The sequence below is a fragment of the Microbacterium sp. SA39 genome, assembly GCF_000967865.1.
Taxonomy (GTDB): Bacteria; Actinomycetota; Actinomycetes; order Actinomycetales; family Microbacteriaceae; genus Microbacterium.
Genome location: NZ_JXRU01000039.1, coordinates 125946 through 141080, shown reverse-complemented (window position 1 = coordinate 141080; position 15135 = coordinate 125946). Strand labels below are relative to the sequence as shown.

At 68.1% G+C, this 15135-nt stretch carries 16 protein-coding genes; 6 read left to right on the top strand and 10 right to left on the bottom strand.

Going from position 1 to position 15135, the window contains the following annotated elements:
• Nucleotides 1–52 precede the first annotated feature (52 nt).
• Nucleotides 53–1168: a M24 family metallopeptidase gene (locus RS85_RS17045; protein ID WP_082087726.1), complete on the bottom strand. Its 1116-nt coding sequence runs from the start codon at nt 1166–1168 to the stop codon at nt 53–55.
• A 62-nt stretch (nt 1169–1230) separates the two neighbouring features.
• A complete protein-coding gene (locus tag RS85_RS17040; protein WP_046014961.1) occupies nt 1231–1680 on the bottom strand; it encodes a DUF1801 domain-containing protein in 450 nt (149 codons plus the stop codon).
• A gap of 478 nt (nt 1681–2158) precedes the next feature.
• On the opposite strand from RS85_RS17040, the gene RS85_RS17030 reads away from it, so the two are divergent.
• Nucleotides 2159–2581, top strand: a complete 423-nt coding sequence (locus RS85_RS17030) for an NUDIX hydrolase (protein WP_046014663.1) — start codon at nt 2159–2161, stop codon at nt 2579–2581.
• A 42-nt stretch (nt 2582–2623) separates the two neighbouring features.
• Here RS85_RS17030 and RS85_RS17025 read toward each other — a convergent pair whose 3' ends face one another.
• Both RS85_RS17025 and RS85_RS17020 read right to left on the bottom strand, forming a co-directional pair.
• Nucleotides 2624–3085, bottom strand: a complete 462-nt coding sequence (locus RS85_RS17025; protein ID WP_046014662.1) for an aminoacyl-tRNA deacylase — start codon at nt 3083–3085, stop codon at nt 2624–2626.
• Nucleotides 3086–3141: 56 nt separating this feature from the next.
• Entirely contained in the window at nt 3142–3648 is a 507-nt protein-coding gene (locus tag RS85_RS17020; protein WP_046014661.1) for a hypothetical protein, read from the bottom strand.
• Between the two features lie 173 nt (nt 3649–3821).
• Between RS85_RS17020 and RS85_RS17015 the strand changes: the two genes are divergently transcribed.
• Nucleotides 3822–4379 (top strand): peptidylprolyl isomerase, encoded by a 558-nt coding sequence (locus RS85_RS17015; RefSeq protein ID WP_046014660.1) that lies wholly within the window; start codon nt 3822–3824, stop codon nt 4377–4379.
• 21 nt (nt 4380–4400) lie between these two features.
• Nucleotides 4401–5297, top strand: coding sequence for a rhomboid family intramembrane serine protease (locus RS85_RS17010; protein ID WP_046014659.1), 897 nt, complete (start codon nt 4401–4403; stop codon nt 5295–5297).
• A gap of 297 nt (nt 5298–5594) precedes the next feature.
• Here RS85_RS17010 and RS85_RS17005 read toward each other — a convergent pair whose 3' ends face one another.
• Entirely contained in the window at nt 5595–5834 is a 240-nt protein-coding gene (locus RS85_RS17005; RefSeq protein ID WP_046014658.1) for a cell division protein CrgA, read from the bottom strand.
• 78 nt (nt 5835–5912) lie between these two features.
• Here RS85_RS17005 and RS85_RS17000 point away from each other — a divergent pair, with 78 nt between their 5' ends.
• The 3 genes from RS85_RS17000 to RS85_RS16990 are packed head-to-tail and all read left to right on the top strand — an operon-like array spanning nt 5913 to nt 7520.
• Nucleotides 5913–6707 (top strand): class E sortase, encoded by a 795-nt coding sequence (locus RS85_RS17000; RefSeq protein WP_046014657.1) that lies wholly within the window; start codon nt 5913–5915, stop codon nt 6705–6707.
• A 28-nt stretch (nt 6708–6735) separates the two neighbouring features.
• On the top strand, nt 6736–6891 hold the full coding sequence (locus RS85_RS19785) for a membrane protein (RefSeq protein ID WP_046014656.1): 156 nt from the start codon (nt 6736–6738) through the stop codon (nt 6889–6891).
• Nucleotides 6888–7520: an anthranilate synthase component II gene (locus RS85_RS16990; RefSeq protein ID WP_046014655.1), complete on the top strand. Its 633-nt coding sequence runs from the start codon at nt 6888–6890 to the stop codon at nt 7518–7520. Before RS85_RS19785 ends, RS85_RS16990 begins: the two co-directional genes overlap by 4 nt.
• 67 nt (nt 7521–7587) lie before the next feature.
• On the opposite strand, the gene pknB is transcribed toward RS85_RS16990, so the two are convergent.
• From pknB to RS85_RS16965, 5 genes are read right to left on the bottom strand one after another with little or no spacing between them, the layout of a single operon-like run.
• Complete coding sequence (pknB, locus tag RS85_RS16985; RefSeq protein ID WP_046014654.1) at nt 7588–9279, bottom strand: Stk1 family PASTA domain-containing Ser/Thr kinase; 1692 nt, start codon at nt 9277–9279, stop codon at nt 7588–7590.
• Nucleotides 9280–9322: 43 nt separating this feature from the next.
• On the bottom strand, nt 9323–11062 hold the full coding sequence (locus RS85_RS16980; protein WP_046014653.1) for a protein kinase domain-containing protein: 1740 nt from the start codon (nt 11060–11062) through the stop codon (nt 9323–9325).
• Complete coding sequence (locus tag RS85_RS16975) at nt 11059–12513, bottom strand: penicillin-binding transpeptidase domain-containing protein (RefSeq protein WP_046014652.1); 1455 nt, start codon at nt 12511–12513, stop codon at nt 11059–11061. The genes RS85_RS16980 and RS85_RS16975 overlap by 4 nt, the downstream gene beginning before the upstream one ends.
• Before the next feature lies 1 nt (nt 12514).
• Nucleotides 12515–13900 carry an FtsW/RodA/SpoVE family cell cycle protein gene (locus tag RS85_RS16970; protein WP_046014651.1) on the bottom strand — a complete coding sequence of 462 codons (1386 nt, stop codon included), beginning with the start codon at nt 13898–13900 and terminating at the stop codon, nt 12515–12517.
• Entirely contained in the window at nt 13897–15135 is a 1239-nt protein-coding gene (locus RS85_RS16965) for a PP2C family protein-serine/threonine phosphatase (protein ID WP_046014650.1), read from the bottom strand. Before RS85_RS16965 ends, RS85_RS16970 begins: the two co-directional genes overlap by 4 nt.

Genomic DNA, 15135 nt, shown 5'->3' with positions numbered 1-15135 from the left:
GAATCATCGACCATTCACGCGATTCGAAAGGGGCGGATCGTCAGACCGATATTCAGACGGCGGTGAGTCCGTGCGGCGCGACGTTCAGGCGCTCGCAGCCGTCGGCAGTCACGACGACGATGTCCTCGATGCGCGCACCCCACTCCGCCGTGAAGTAGATCCCGGGTTCGATGCTGAAGGCCATGCCCTCGCGCAGCACGAGGTCGTTGCCGGGAGCGATGTACGGCTCTTCGTGCACCGACACCCCGATGCCGTGGCCGGTGCGATGCAGGAAAGCCTCGCCCAGCCCCGCGCCCGACAACACGCCGCGGGCCGCGGCGTCCACGTCGGATGCCGATGCTCCCGGCCGCACGGCGTCGACAGCTGCCTGCTGTGCCCGCACGAGCACCTCGATCCGCTCGGCAGCGATGGGCTCAGGCGTGCCGACGACATACGTGCGAGTGCTGTCGGAGTTGTATCCGCTGGGCACGGCGCCGCCGATGTCGACGACCACGACGTCGCCCTCCGCGATCACGCGGTCGGACACCTCGTGATGAGGATCTGCCCCGTTCGGGCCCGAGCCCACGATGACGAACTCGACCGTACGATGGCCCTCCGCGACGATCGCTTCCGCGATGTCGTCGGCCACCTCGCGCTCGGTGCGTCCGGCACGCAGCCACCCGGGCACCCGACGGTGCACGCGATCGATCGCTTCGCCCGCGCGACGGAGTTCGGCGATCTCCGTGGCGTCCTTGATCATGCGCCCCTCGCGCAGGACCGGCGTCGCGAGCTCGAGCGTCACACCCAGGCGGTCACCGATCGGTATGACATGCAGGGCGGGGAGAGCGTCCGAGACGCCGACACGGGCGACCGTTCCGACCGCGCCGGACACCAGTGCGTAGGGGGCGTCACCGTCGACCCAGTCGGCCACCGCGAGCCCCAGCTCACCGACCGCGGTGGACCGCACCTTCGCGAGCTCCATGCGCGGCACCACGACCGTCGTCGCGAGGCCGGGTCCGAGCACCAGCGCGGTGAGCCGCTCGATCGTGTCGCCCTCCACGCCCACGAGGTACTGCAGATCGGGCCCGGGACCGACGATGATCGCGTCGAGACCGGCATCCGCGGCGAGGGCGACAGCGCGGTCGAGGCGGGCGGCGTACACGGCGGCGGGGAACGGCAGAGTGCTCACGGCGTCCACGCTACTGCGCAGCGCCGACGGCGTCTCGGCCTTTCCAGCGCGACCGGCCGCCGTCAGCTCACCGCGAGACGAATCCGCTCGGTGAGCACCTTCCTGTTCGCAGATGTCAACTCGAGGAGCGCATACGCCGTCGGCCACATCGTGCCGTCGTCGAGGTTCGAGATCGGCTCGAAACCGAACGTGCCGTAGCGAACCTTGAACTTGCTCGCCGGCTGGAAGAAGCAGAGGACTTTGCCGTCCTTGCCCCACGCCGGCATGCCGTAGTATGTGCGTGGCACGAGCTCCGGCGCCACCTCGGCGACCAGTTCGTGCAGTCCCATCGCGAGCTTCTTGTCGCTCTCATCCGACAGCTTGGCGATGGCCTCCTTCAGGTCGGCCTCGCCCTCGGCCCGCACCTCCTCCGGGGTCTTCTTCGCCCGCGATCGCGCCTTGCGCTTGTCAGCCGCAGCCGCTTTCATCGCCTCGCGTTCTTCAGCGCTGAAGCTCGTGTCGTCGTCAGCCATGATCGGCTCCCTTCGTCGTGTTCCGTTGGTATGACCTCAGAGTACGGATACCGGGGTCAGGGGGCTTCTCGATTCCTGATCGATCACGCGGGGGCATCGAGAAGGAAGGCCAGCTCGGTCGTCCACCTGGTCTTGCGGGGTTCGAGACGCGGATCCGTGCGGAGGATCTCGAATCGACCCGACCAGGAACCGGATGCCGCATCGGCGTCGAAGCACCGCTCCGATTCGGCGAAGGAAGAACGGGCCCTCGGTCTCCAGACATGCGCGTCGAGCCACGAGAAGCTCCTCCAGCAACCGGTCCTGGGTGCCGAGCATGCCGCGGAAGGGAATGACGAGACAAATGCCCACCGTCGGGATCGCTTCGCGGTGCTCGATGCGGGGTGCGTCGCTGATATCCACGGCCATCGCCCATGATCCCGCTCCGTCACGGTGCCGTCCAGCGTCAGGGTGTGTGCCACCGCCCGGATAGGGTGAGGACATGGACACGCGCGTCGCGGCATACGCGGTCGTCACCGATGACGACGGCCGTCTGCTGCTCGCGCGCTGGACCGAGGGCCGCCGTGTCGCGTGGACCATGCCGGGCGGCGGACTCGAGCCAGGCGAAGCGCCGGAGGATGCCGTGCGGCGCGAACTCCGCGAAGAGACGGGTTATTCGGTCAAGGTCGGCGAACTCCTCGGCATCCACTCCCGGGTGATCCCGGCGAGTCGCCGCGTGCACAAGGCGGCGGAGCCGCTGCACACGCTGCGCATCGTCTACCGCGCCGAGGTGACCGGCGGAAAGCTCCGCTTCGAGACCGACGGCTCGACCGACATGGCCGGGTGGTTCACGCTCGCCGCGGTCGCGGACCTTCAACGCGTGAAGCTCGTCGACATCTCGCTCCGGATGGCCGGCATTCTCTGACCCTGCGTTTCGTCTCGCTTCGCTCGCTCAACGACCGACGTGTCAGGCGCGCGGTGTCTCCGGCACGGAGATGTCGTCGACAGTCGCGCCGTACGCCGCGATCAGGTCATCGGCGTCGACGAACAGGCTGAATCCGTGCGCGCCGGCTCCCATCGCGATGCGCTGACCGACGATCGTCTCGTCTGCGTAGATCGGCCAGTCGGTCGTGCTGCCGATCGGCACGATCGTGCCGCGCTCGTACCCGGTCGCCGCGAGCGCCAGCTCGGGTTCGGGCAGGCGCAGCTTGTTGACGCCGACCAGGGCACGCAGCTTCGGCCACGAGATCGAGCGCCCGCCCGGGATCAGCGCGAAGAGATAAGTGTCGTCGGACCGCTTCACGACGAGCGTCTTCACGATTCCCGACGGATGGATGCCGAGCAGCTCGGCGGCCTCGAAGAGACTGTTCGCGGCCGGCCGCTCCCGGATGTCGATGCTCAGGCCGCGCTCCGCAGCGGCATCCCGCACCCGGGCATGCCGATCCCCTCCGGCACCCGAGGCGACGGAGGGGATATCAGACGAGGTCACGCGTCGGGCGCGGAGAGCGGGTCGTCCGCGACCCACAGCTCGTCGTCCGCGCGCAGGGCCTGCCACGCGGCGTAGAGCACGCCGACCGCAGCCGCGGCACCGAGGACGATCGCGATGATCGACCCGAGACCGGGGCCCGTCTTCCGCTTCTTGCCGAATGCGCCGCGAGGCGGCGGGACGGCGACGCCGTGACGCTTCGCGTTGGCGAAATCCCAGGCGGTGAGGGCGCTGCCCACGACTCCGCCGACGATCGGGACGACCTTGTCATCGACGACGTGCTTTCCGATCCTCACGCCCTGATCGACCACGGGGGCGAGACGACGGTTGTAGGTGTCCTGCACGACAGGGAGCACCTGCTCACGACCGAGGCTGCCCAGCTGACGGCTCGCCTCGCGCGCGACGTCTGCGGCGTGGCCGACGACCTCCTGCTGCGACTCCCAGAGCTGGGTGGCATCCTTCTGCAGTCGACGCAGTTGCTTCTTCCGCTTGCGGGTGAGGCTCACGATGTTCTCCTGTCCATTGCAGTGCGGGTTCCCCATCTTGCCAGACGAGACTGGGTGAGAGTCGGGAAATTGCGCACCCTTGCCAAGTCGGATGCTGCGCGCTAGCGTACGTGCGCCTTCGCGCATGCGCCAGGGAAGGGCGAACTCACCGGAAGCTCTGCGAGAATGGGGACATGGCTCACGCTTCCCACGTCGCAACCCTGCACACCAACCACGGTGACATCGTCATCAACCTCTACGGCGATCACGCTCCGAAGACGGTCAAGAACTTCGTCGGCCTCGCCGACGGCACCCAGGAGTGGACGCACCCCGCCACCGGCAAGCCGGGCGACGGTCCGCTCTACAAGGACGTCGTCTTCCACCGCATCATCCCGAACTTCATGATCCAGGGCGGCGACCCGCTCGGTCAGGGCGTCGGTGGACCCGGCTACAACTTCGACGACGAGATCAACATGGAGCTCAACTTCAACGAGCCCTACATCCTCGCGATGGCCAACGCCGGCCTCCGCCGCAACGCCATCACCGGCAAGCCCGAGGGCACGAACGGTTCGCAGTTCTTCATCACGACCGACCCGACGCCGTGGCTGCAGGGCAAGCACACGATCTTCGGCGAGGTTGCGGATGACGCCTCCAAGGCCGTCGTCGACGCGATCGCCGCTGTTCCGACCGCCGCGGGCGACCGCCCCATCGAGCCGGTCGTGCTGCAGTCGATCGACATCGTCGCGGCCTGACGGCAGCTTCGGCCGATCCGGATGACCACGCCTGAGTTCGCGGACAACCGCGACAACTTCTGCTACCGGCATCCGGATCGGCAGAGCTTCGTGCTCTGCCAGCGCTGCCTCCGTACGATCTGCCCGGAGTGCCAGACGCAGGCGCCCGTCGGCGTGATCTGCCCCGAGTGCATGAACGCCGAGCGCAAGAACCGCACGCCCGCTCAGAAGCGCGCCGAACGGCGCTGGGGCGGGCGCCGCTCCGGCGGCACGATGACGGCCGTCCGCAGCGGCAGGCCCGTGGTCACCTACGTGCTGCTGGCGGTGACCTCATTCATCGGGCTGGTGCAGCTCATCCCCGGGCTCAACGACCCGATAAAGCAAGCGCTGGCGTTCTACGCCCCGTATCTCTATCCCGCTCTCTTCCCGTTCCCGTTCGAGCCGTGGCGGCTGCTCAGTGTCCTCTTCGTGCACGGCGGGTTCTTCCACCTCGCGCTGAACATGCTCGCCCTGTGGATGCTGGGGCAGAGCCTCGAACCCATGCTCGGCCGCGCGCGCTTCCTCGCGCTCTACCTCATCAGCGGATTCGGCGGATCGGTGATGGTGGCGCTCCTCGCTCCCGGCAGCCCCACGGTCGGCGCATCCGGGGCGATCTTCGGGCTCATGGCGGCGCTGTTGATCATCGGACGGCACATCGGCGCGAACGTCACCGGGCTGCTCGTGATCCTCGGCATCAACTTCGCTCTCGGCTTCTTCATCGGCAACATCGCCTGGCAGGCGCACCTCGGCGGGGCGATCGTCGGCGCTCTCGTGGCCCTGATCCTCACCCGCACGCGGCGCCGCGAACGGCGGGTCTGGCAGATCGTGCTGCTCGCCGGGCTCGTGGTCGTGCTCGGCGTCGTCGTCGCCTTCGTACCGCCGCTGATCCTCTTGAGTTGAGTTGTTAACAGGGTTGTCAACCCCTGTGAATAACACCCGTGTAATTCTCCCCAGGCTGTGGACAAGTCTGTGGATAAGTCTCTAGCGGGGCCGGCCGCGGGCGGACTCCCTCGTTCGCAGAGCGGGCTCCTTCCCGCTGCGCGGGCCCCTCCCGATGCTCACTCCAGGAGTCCGCCCGCGACCTTTGGACGCGACCACGTGGCCGACGAACTTGCGACAGAACCGGCTCGGGCAAGCAGGGGGCACGAAGAAGGCCCCTCGCAATGCGAGGGGCGCTCCCGAGAGTGTGAGGCTGTCTCAGCGCCAGCGGGTGGTCATGAGGAAGCCGATCAGGGCGATGCCGAGGCCGATGGCCAGGTTCCAGTTGTCGAGACCCGGAATCGGGAACTGCATGCCGGAGATGTAGAACACGAGGATCCACACGAGGCCCAGCAGCATGAACCCGATCATCACCGGCTTGAACCACACGGCGTTGGGAGCAGCGTCGCCTTCGGCACGCTCGACGACGGGTTCTTCGGTCTTACGCTCACGGGCCATTCCGCCATTGTACCCATGACGTCTGTCGCTCACCCAGAGCTTCGCCCCCGGGACAGCTGCGGGCGATAAGATCGCGCCATGACTGCATCCGTCGTGCCTGGGAGGCGACGCCTGCGACGCGAGCGCCCGCGCTCCCGCGCGACGTTCGCGAGCGCCCTCGGCGAGCTGCTGCTCACCGCGGGCGTCATCGTGCTGCTGTTCGTCGCCTGGCAGATGTGGATCGGCGACATCATCATCAGCGCGCAGAAGAACGACGAAGGTGCGGCCCGGTCGGAGCAGCTCGCGCAGGCGGAGCCGCCGGAGCCGCCACCGCTGATCGAGACCGAAGACGGCACCGTCGTCTACGAGGCACCTGTTCCAGCGGCGCCCGCAGACACCGCCTGGTTCGGGCAGATGCGCATTCCCCGCTTCGGAGCCGAATACAACTACGGGATCTACGGCGGAACCAGCCGCGCCCGCACTCTGGACCAGAAGGGCATCGGCGTCTACAAGGACTCGAAGATGCCCGGCGAGGCCGGCAACTTCTCGATGGCCGGGCACCGCACGACCTGGGGAAAGCCCTTCAACCAACTCGACAAGCTCCAACTCGACGATGCGATCGTCGTCGAGACGCCCGACGGCTGGTACACCTACCGCTTCCGCACCCTCGAGTACGTCACGCCGACACAGACCGATGTGCTCGCCGACGTACCGCAGATGCCCGACCAGCAGACCGGCGAGCAGTACATCACCCTGACCGCGTGCTCTCCGCTCTATTCGCTTGCCGAGCGCATCATCGCGTACGGGGTGTTCGAAAGCTTCCAACCGAGGGCCGAAGGCCCGCCGCCCGCCCTCACCGAACCGCCGCCGCCCCCGGCCGCGCCGTCGATCTGACCATGTCAGCCTCCGAGGGAGAAGACTGATGTACTCCGCACTCTGGCGTCTGCTGCCCGGCCCGTGGTGGCTGCGCGTGATCATCCTCGTCATCCTCATCGCGGCGGTGCTCTATGGGCTGTTCTGGTACGTGTTCCCCTGGGTGAGCCCGCTCATCACCCCGGGCGAGGTCGACGTCGAATGACGCGCGTCCTCGTCATCGACAATCACGACAGCTTCGTTCACACTCTGGTCGGCTATCTCCACGAGCTCGGTGCCGACACGACGATGATCGAGTCGGATGCGACGGATACCGCGCACCTCGAGCAGCTGCTTCCCGACTTCGACGCTCTGCTGCTCTCCCCCGGCCCCGGAGCGCCCTCCGACGCCGGCGCTTCCCTCGACGCCGTGCGCATCGCGACCCGAAGGCGGATGCCGCTCCTCGGGGTGTGCCTCGGCCACCAGGTGATCGGCGAGGCCTTCGGCATCCCGGTGACCGAGGCTCCGGAGCTCATGCACGGCATGGTGTCGGAGGTGACCCACGACGGATCCGCGCTCTTCGCCGGCATCCCCTCGCCCTTCGCAGCCGGTCGCTACCATTCGCTGGCGGCCGCGGCATCCACTCCTCCGGAGGATGTCGCCGTGACGGCATGGACGGACACCGGCACCGTGATGGGCCTCGCGCATCGCGAGCTCCCGATCCTCGGGGTGCAGTTCCACCCGGAGAGTGTGCTCACCGAAGGCGGGTACCGACTGCTCGCGAACTGGCTCGGAATGTGCGGGGACCCGGATGCCGTCGCGCGCTCGGAGCGCCTGCATCCGCTGAGCCGCTGAATCGGCCGGCCCTTCGACAGGCTCAGGGACCCCGCTGAAGGCTCAGGGACCCTGGTTGCGCGATGCGCTACGGCGCCGTGCAGAACCGCAGCTCGACGGTGGAACCGATCGGGACGTCGCCCGGCGCGACAGACATGGAGTTCACGGTCGCAGGGTCCGTCGCCGGGCAGTCCGCTGTCTCCACGGGCGTCGCGACCAGACCCAGATCGGTGAGGTTGGTCGTGGCGGCATCCACTGTCCAGCCGGTGAGGTCGGTCAGCGTCACCTTTCCGCTGGCGACGACCAGATTGATCACGGTCCCCGGGGCGACTTCGGTGTCTGCCTTCTCGCTGGCAGTCATCACAGTGTCGGCCCTGAGCGCCTTGTCATTGCGTTGGATCACGGTGCCGAGTTCGAGCCCCGCAGCCAGCAGCGCTCTCTTGGCGTCGCCGAGAGCCATGCCTTCGAGCGTCGGGACGACCACGACGTCCTCTCCGGAGGAGACGTAGAGCGTGACCGCCGAGCCCTCTTCGAGCGCGGCCCCGGCCACCGGATCCGTACGGATCACGTTGCCTTCGGCGATATCGGTGCTCGACTCGATGACGATGGTCGAGGTGAGATCGAGCTTCGCGAGGTCGTCCTGCGCGCGCTCCGAGGAGACGTTCACGAGGTTCGGGACGACGCGCGACGTGCTGGGGACCTCGGGTGGGCGCATGCTGATCGTCACGACCCAGAACAGGACCGACGCGAGCAGCACCGCGAGAAGGGCGACACCCGCCCAGATCCAGGCGACCGGCGGACCGGACTGCGTACGGGCCATCGTCGTGTCGGTGCTGAGCTGACGGAGCGACCGCGCGGTCTCCTGAGCCTGACGCGGGCTCGGACCGTAGAGTTCGCTGGTCAGGGCCCCGAGCTGCTTGCGAGTCGGAGCGGCGCCCGTCACGGCCGAGTCGAGTGCCTCGCGGAAGTGCGCGGCATCCGGGAACCGCTGGTACGGATCCTTGGCGAGAGCCCGGAGGACGATCGGGTCGAGTGCTCCCGGTGCGTCCTCGTTGACCTCGGTCGGGGGGACCGGGGTCTCGCTCACGTGCTGGTACGCGACGGCCACGGGAGACTCGCCGCGGAACGGCTGGCGGCCGGTGAGCAGCTCGTAGAGCACGACACCGGTGGAGTACAGGTCGGCGCGGGCGTCGACCGGCTCACCCTTCGCCTGCTCGGGGGAGAAGTAGGCGGCGGTGCCGATGATCTGCGTGGTCTCGGCGACCGTTGACGAGGAGTCGGAGACGGCGCGGGCGATGCCGAAGTCCATCACCTTGACCTGGCCCTTGTCGGTGACCATGACGTTGCCGGGCTTGATGTCGCGGTGCACCACGCCGGCACGGTGCGAGTAGTCGAGAGCCTCGAGGATGCCGTCGACGTACCGGACGGCGTCTTCGACGGGGACCGGCCCCTTCGCGATGATCTCCTTCAACAGCGTGCCGCTGATGAGCTCCATCACGATGTAGGGCGGGTCGTCCGACGAGGGGTCGCTCGCGGACGGGTCACCCGCGTCGAACACCCGCACGATCGAAGGGTGCGCCATACGAGAGGCGGCCTGAGCCTCGAGGCGGAACCGCGTGCGGAAGGCCGTGTCGCGGGCGAGGTCGGGGTCGAGGATCTTGATCGCGACCGCCCGCCCGAGCGTCAGGTCGAATCCGCGATAGACCTTCGCCATGCCGCCGTGCCCGATGAGCTCGTCGACGCGGTACCTACCCGCGATAACGCGCGGCTCTGTGGACACGGATGACCCCCCTTGGAACGACAGTGACTGAGCTGGAACTAGGCTACCCGGCGGCTCCGCCGTCGCCGTCCCCCTCGCCGTCCTCGGCCGGTGCCGTGATCGTGACGGAGAGCGGGGGTGACGGGTTGGAGGTGCGCTGGTCGCCGCCGGAGCACATGCCCTGGTAGGTCACGATGAGCTGCTGGTCCGGGGCATCCGCCACCTTCACCTGCGCATTGCGCTGCGTCGGCTGGAAGGTGGGTCCGCCGCCTTCGAACGTGCCGTTCTGAAGCGACACGACATAGCCCGACAGCGTGGAACCGCTCGGGCAGGTGAAGCCGGTGCCCCAGGCGATGGTGACCGTGCCACCGGCGACCGGGTCACCCGTGATCGTGGGCGCGTCGGTCGGGGTCGGCAGAGCGGCGCGGGCGGCGTAGACCGTGAGTGCGATCGGTGTGGTCGTGACGACGTTTCCGGAAGGCGTGACGTTGTAGACCAGGCCGACCTGGTCGTCGGCGGGCGCCGGGTCGCCGTCGGCGCAGGTGATGTCGCTCTCGAAACCGGCGTTCGTCAGCGTGGCCGTCGCGCCGGCGCAGTCCATGCCCCGGAGATTGAGCGCGGTCACGTCGACCCGCGTCTCCTCGGGCGTCGGTTCCGGTGTCGGAGTCTTGCTCGGCGGGGACGAGGTCGTGTTCGACGAAGCCGACGGTTCGGGATCACCGCCGTCCTGCTGCGACAGTGCCCAGATGGTGCCGCCCAGCACGATCACGAGCAGCGCGATCAGGGCGATGAGCGGCCACGTCCAGGGGCTGCGCTTCTTCTTCTCCTTCTCCTCAACGGCATCCTCGGTGGGGAGCTGCGCGGTGGTGGGAAGGATGCGCGTGGCGCCTTCGGTGCCGGTTGCCGACAGCATCCGGGTCGCGTCGTCATCTCCGGCGATGCCGCCGGTGGCGATGGCGGGAACCGCGATGGCGGCCGAGTTCAGGTCGCCGCGGCGCAGGGCCTGCGCCGCGCGCGCCACGGTCGCCGACGACGACGGGCGATCCGACGGCTTCTTGGCGATCATGGCCATGACCAGGTTCTGCACCGGGATCGGAACGGTCGGCGGCAACGGGGGAGGCTGCTCGTTGATCTGCGCCATCGCGATCGCGACCTGCGACTCGCCCGTGAACGGACGCTTGCCCGCCAGGGACTCGTACGCGACGATGCCGAGCGAGTAGGTGTCGGTCGCCGGGGATGCCGGGTGACCTGACGCCTGCTCGGGGGAGAGGTACTGCACCGTGCCCATGACCTGACCGGTCGCCGTGAGCGGCACCTGGTCGGCGATGCGGGCGATGCCGAAGTCGGTGATCTTGACGCGGCCGTCGGGCGTGATCAGCAGGTTTCCCGGCTTGATGTCGCGGTGCACGAGGCCCGCGGCGTGCGCCGCCTGCAGAGCGGATGCCGTCTGGGCGACGATGTCGAGTGTCTTGTCGGCGCTCAGGGCACCGTCGCGCTCGAGCACGGTCGACAGCGCCTCACCGGGCACCAACTCCATGACGAGGTACGCGCTGCCGTTCTCCTCGCCGTAGTCGAAGACACTGGCGATGCCCTCATGGTTCACGAGCGCAGCGTGCCGCGCCTCAGCACGGAACCGCTCGAGGAACCCGGGGTCCCCCATGTACTCGTCCTTGAGGATCTTGATCGCGACGGTACGCCCGATGACGTGATCCGTCGCCTCCCACACCTCGCCCATGCCGCCGATCGCAATCCGCGACAACAGCTCGTAGCGACCACCGAACGACACACCCTGCGTCGGTCTCATCTGCCCAGCACCGCCTCTATGACCTTCTTCGCAATCGGAGCGGCGATGGTATCGCCACTTCCGGACCGCCCTTGTCCGCCGCCGTCTTCGACGACGACCGCTACTGCGACCGCGGGGTCGTCCGCCGGTGCGAAACCGGTGAACCACAACGTGTGCGGCCTGTTTCCGTTCTCTGCCGTCCCGGTCTTACCCGCCACGTCGATCCCGTCTATTCTTGCACCCTGCGCGGCGCCGTTTGAGACGCTCGCGACCATGGCTGCCGTGATCTGGTCGGCCGTCCCCGCTTCCATCGCGCGGCCGAACTCGCTCTGCTCGAAGGATCGGACCACCGAGAGGTCGTTGCCGATCACCGCGTCGACCAGCTGCGGGTTCATGACGACCCCGTCGTTGGCGATGCCCGCGGCCACCATGGCGATCTGCAGCGGCGTCGCAGTGACCTGTCCCTGGCCGAAACCGGTGAGCGCGGTCTGTGCGTCGTCGAGCCCACGCGGGTAGCTGGATGCCGTCGACTCGAGGGGCGTCGAGAAGCTGTTGTTGAAGCCGAACTTCTCCGCCATCTCCCGGATGCGGTCATCGCCGAGCTCCACGGCGAGCTCCGCCATCGGGATGTTGCAGCTCAGGCGGATCGCCTCGGCGATGGTGACCGTGTCGCCCGAGCCGCACGTGCCGCCCCAGGCGTTGGATACCTGGTTGGACGAGCCGGGGAGCGTATACCTGGCCGGGTTCGGGAGCGTCGAGTCCGGCGTCCAATCCCCGCTTGCGAACGCGGCCGCGGCGACGACGACCTTGAACGTGGAACCGGGAGGGTTGAGGTCGCCGGCGATGGCCCGATTGGAGAGGGGCTTGGCCGGATCGTCCGCGAGCTGGTCATAGGTCGCGTTCGCGGCATCCGCATCGTGCGAGGCGAGGAGGTTCGTGTCGAAACCCGGCGTCGAGACCAGGGCGAGGATGCGTCCGGTCGCGGGATCGATCGCGACGACGGCGCCCTCGAGACCTTGGAGGGCGTCGTAGGCGGCTTTCTGCGCGGCGGTGTTCAGCGACAGCTCCACGCTGAAGCCGCGCTGCGGCTGCCCGGAGAGGATGCGCTCGACCTCGGCGAGGAACGCGTTGGACCCCGTGCCGGAGAGATCGGCGTTCATGGCCCTCTCGATGCCCGTCGCGGAGCCGAGTGCGGGGTTGAAGTACCCGGTGACCGGCTCCCACATGGGGGCGTCGGTGTACACGCGCTGGAACTGGTAGGTGTCGTCGCTCGGAATCGAGGTGGCGATCGCGGCGCCGTCGACGATGATCGATCCGCGCTGGATCTCGTAGCTGTCGAGACGCGTGCGCTTGTTGTGGGTGTTCTGCGCGAGGCTGTCGGCCTCGACCACCTGGATCCAGCTGCTCGCCGCGAACAGGGCGATGAACATGAACAGCATCACGATGCTGAGTCTGCGGAGTTCTTTCGTCATGTCAGCCGATCACCACCCTGGGCTGGCGGCGCACGCCGTCGGAGATGCGCAGCAGCAGCGCCACGATGAGCCAGTTGGCGACGAGGGACGAACCTCCGGCCGCGAGGAACGGCGTGGTCAGGCCGGTCAGAGGGATGATGCGCGTCACGCCGCCGACCATGATGAACACCTGCAGCGCGATCGTGAACGAGAGACCGGTCGCGAGCAGCTTGCCGAAGTCGTCCTGACCGGCGAGTCCGATGCGCATGCCGCGACTGACGAACACCATGTAGAGGCAGAGGATCGCGAACAGGCCGATCAGGCCGAGCTCCTCGCCGAGGCTCGTGATGATGTAGTCGCTGTGCGCCAGCGGAGTGATCTCGGGTCGCCCTTGACCCCAGCCCGTGCCGATGAGGCCGCCGCGAGCGAGGCCGAACAGGCCCTGCATGGGCTGATAGCCGGCGCCGTCCGGATCGACCTGCTCCGAGTCGAACAGGAACAGCCAGTTGATGAAGCGTCCCTGCACGTAGCTGAGGATCTGGGTGGCCAGGGCGACACCCGCCACCACGAGGGTGAGACCGATGAGCACCCAGCTCGTCTTGCCGGTCGCGACGTACAGCATCGCGACGAACATGCCGAAGATGAGGGTTCCGGTGCCGAGGTCGCGCTGGAACACGATGATGCCGAGCGAGATGACCCAGACGACGAGCACGGGGCCGAGCTCGCGCATCCGCGGCCAGGTGATGCCGAGCACGCGTTTGCCGACCGACGTGAGGCTCTCGCGGGTGCGCACGAGGTAGCCGGCGAAGAAGATCGCCAGGCAGATCTTGGCGAGCTCGCCGGGCTGGAACGCGAACGCACCGCCGAGCGAGACCCAGACGGCCGCGTTGGCGTCGTCGATGCGGAGGCCGGGCACGAAGGGCAGGAGCAGCAGCAGGATGCCGGCGAGACCGAAGATGTAGGTGTACCGGAACAGGATCCGGTAGTTGCGCAGCAGGATGACCACGGTGATGGCGCCGGCGAGCGAGATGGCGGTCCAGGCCAGCTGCTTGGTGGAGTACGCGTCCCAGCCGGTGTTCGCCTTGGCGATGTCGATGCGGTAGATCATCGCGATGCCGAGTCCGGTCAGCAGCGTCGCGATCGGCACCACGAACGGGTCGGCGTCGGATGCCACGACCCGCAGCACGAAGTGCAGGGCGAAGGCGAGGACCGCGAGTCCACCGCCGATCCCCAGCACGACCGGGTCGATGACGCCGAGCGCGCCGAGCTGCACGAGCGTGAGGGAGGCGCCGCTGACGGCGCAGGCGAAGAGCAGCAGCCAGAACTCGCGGTTGCGCTGCGTCTGCGGCATCCGGAGGCGCTTGAGGGCCTTGATGACGCTGGTGTCGGCGGTCACGTCGGTGCTCATCCTTCACCACCTCCGGCCGCGCGCAGGCGGTCGACGATGGCCATCGCGTCCGCGAGGGAGCGCGCCGTGATCGTGCGTTCGACGGATGCCCGCTGATACGGCGGCAGGTCTGCCAGGAGGATGTCGGTGTCTTCGAGCGGAGTCGACAGCGTGACCGGTCCGATGTTCTGCTGCACGCCCTGGAAGATCACCACGCTGTCATCGTCGGCGCCGATGAAGTAGCGCGTCTGCGTCCAGCTGTAGGCGGCGAACGCGGCGACGCCCAGCATCGCAAGGACGAGGAGGACTCCGGCGGTCCAGCCGAGGCGACGGCGCTTCGCACGGCGGCGATCCTCTTCGATGAGCTCTTCGAGGTACTCGGGGGCCGGCTCGAAGTGGCTGGGCTCGTTGGCGGCCTGGCGCACCGGGTGGAGCCAGTTTCCGCGGGTTGGGCGCGCGGGCGGCACGTACACACCGGACGGGTTGGATGCCGAACCGACGACCGTCGCCGTGCCGGAGTGGATCGGATGCTGACCGCCGACGTCGACCAGCACGATCGTGACGTTGTCGGGGGCACCGCCGTCGAGTGCGCGCTTGAGCAGGTTGTCGGCCGTGCGTCCGGGGGCTAGGCCCAGCTGCATCGCCTTGAGGATCTGCGGGTCCTCGACGACGCCGGAGAGACCGTCGGAGCAGAGCAGCCAGCGGTCGCCGGGCTGCGTGTGCATCACGAACATGTCGAGCTCGGGGTCGGAGTCCATGTCGCTGAGCACGCGCATGAGCACGGAGCGCCGGGGATGGTAGCGCGCCTCTTCTGGCGTGATGCGGCCGGAGTCGACGAGTCGCTGCACGAAGGTGTGGTCGGCGGTGATCTGGGTCAGCGCGTCGTCGCGGTACAGGTAGATCCGCGAGTCGCCGATGTGGCCGATCACCGCGTATTCGTCGACCATGATGATGGCGCTGAGCGTGGTGCCGAGGCCGGCGAGTTCCGGTCGATCCTTCGCGGCGCGGATGAGGTCGCCGGCAGCCGTGGTCGCGGCGGCCTGGAGAGATGCCTGCGCGTCTTCGGTCGAAGCGTAGGCCTGGTCGAGGGGCTCGAGGCGCTGGATCGCGATGCTCGAGGCGACGTCGCCGCCGGCGTGGCCGCCCATGCCGTCGGCGACGACGAACAGGTTCGCTCCGGAGTACCCGGAGTCCTGATTGTTGGAGCGGACCTTCCCGGTGTGGGAGATCGCGACGCTCGAGCCTTCGAAGACCAT

Bases quoted from the DNA above. Each gene is read 5' to 3' on its own strand.
- RS85_RS17005 (WP_046014658.1), bottom strand. From the start codon at position 5,834: ATGGCCCGTGAGCGTAAGACCGAAGAACCCGTCGTCGAGCGTGCCGAA.
- RS85_RS17040 (WP_046014961.1), bottom strand. From the start codon at position 1,680: ATGGCTGACGACGACACGAGCTTCAGCGCTGAAGAACGCGAGGCGATG.
- RS85_RS17000 (WP_046014657.1), top strand. From the start codon at position 5,913: ATGACTGCATCCGTCGTGCCTGGGAGGCGACGCCTGCGACGCGAGCGC.
- RS85_RS17030 (WP_046014663.1), top strand. From the start codon at position 2,159: ATGGACACGCGCGTCGCGGCATACGCGGTCGTCACCGATGACGACGGC.
- RS85_RS17015 (WP_046014660.1), top strand. From the start codon at position 3,822: ATGGCTCACGCTTCCCACGTCGCAACCCTGCACACCAACCACGGTGAC.
- RS85_RS17010 (WP_046014659.1), top strand. From the start codon at position 4,401: ATGACCACGCCTGAGTTCGCGGACAACCGCGACAACTTCTGCTACCGG.
- RS85_RS16975 (WP_046014652.1), bottom strand. From the start codon at position 12,513: ATGACGAAAGAACTCCGCAGACTCAGCATCGTGATGCTGTTCATGTTC.
- RS85_RS16970 (WP_046014651.1), bottom strand. From the start codon at position 13,900: ATGAGCACCGACGTGACCGCCGACACCAGCGTCATCAAGGCCCTCAAG.
- RS85_RS19785 (WP_046014656.1), top strand. From the start codon at position 6,736: ATGTACTCCGCACTCTGGCGTCTGCTGCCCGGCCCGTGGTGGCTGCGC.
- RS85_RS16965 (WP_046014650.1), bottom strand. From the start codon at position 15,135: ATGGTCTTCGAAGGCTCGAGCGTCGCGATCTCCCACACCGGGAAGGTC.
- RS85_RS16980 (WP_046014653.1), bottom strand. From the start codon at position 11,062: ATGAGACCGACGCAGGGTGTGTCGTTCGGTGGTCGCTACGAGCTGTTG.
- RS85_RS16990 (WP_046014655.1), top strand. From the start codon at position 6,888: ATGACGCGCGTCCTCGTCATCGACAATCACGACAGCTTCGTTCACACT.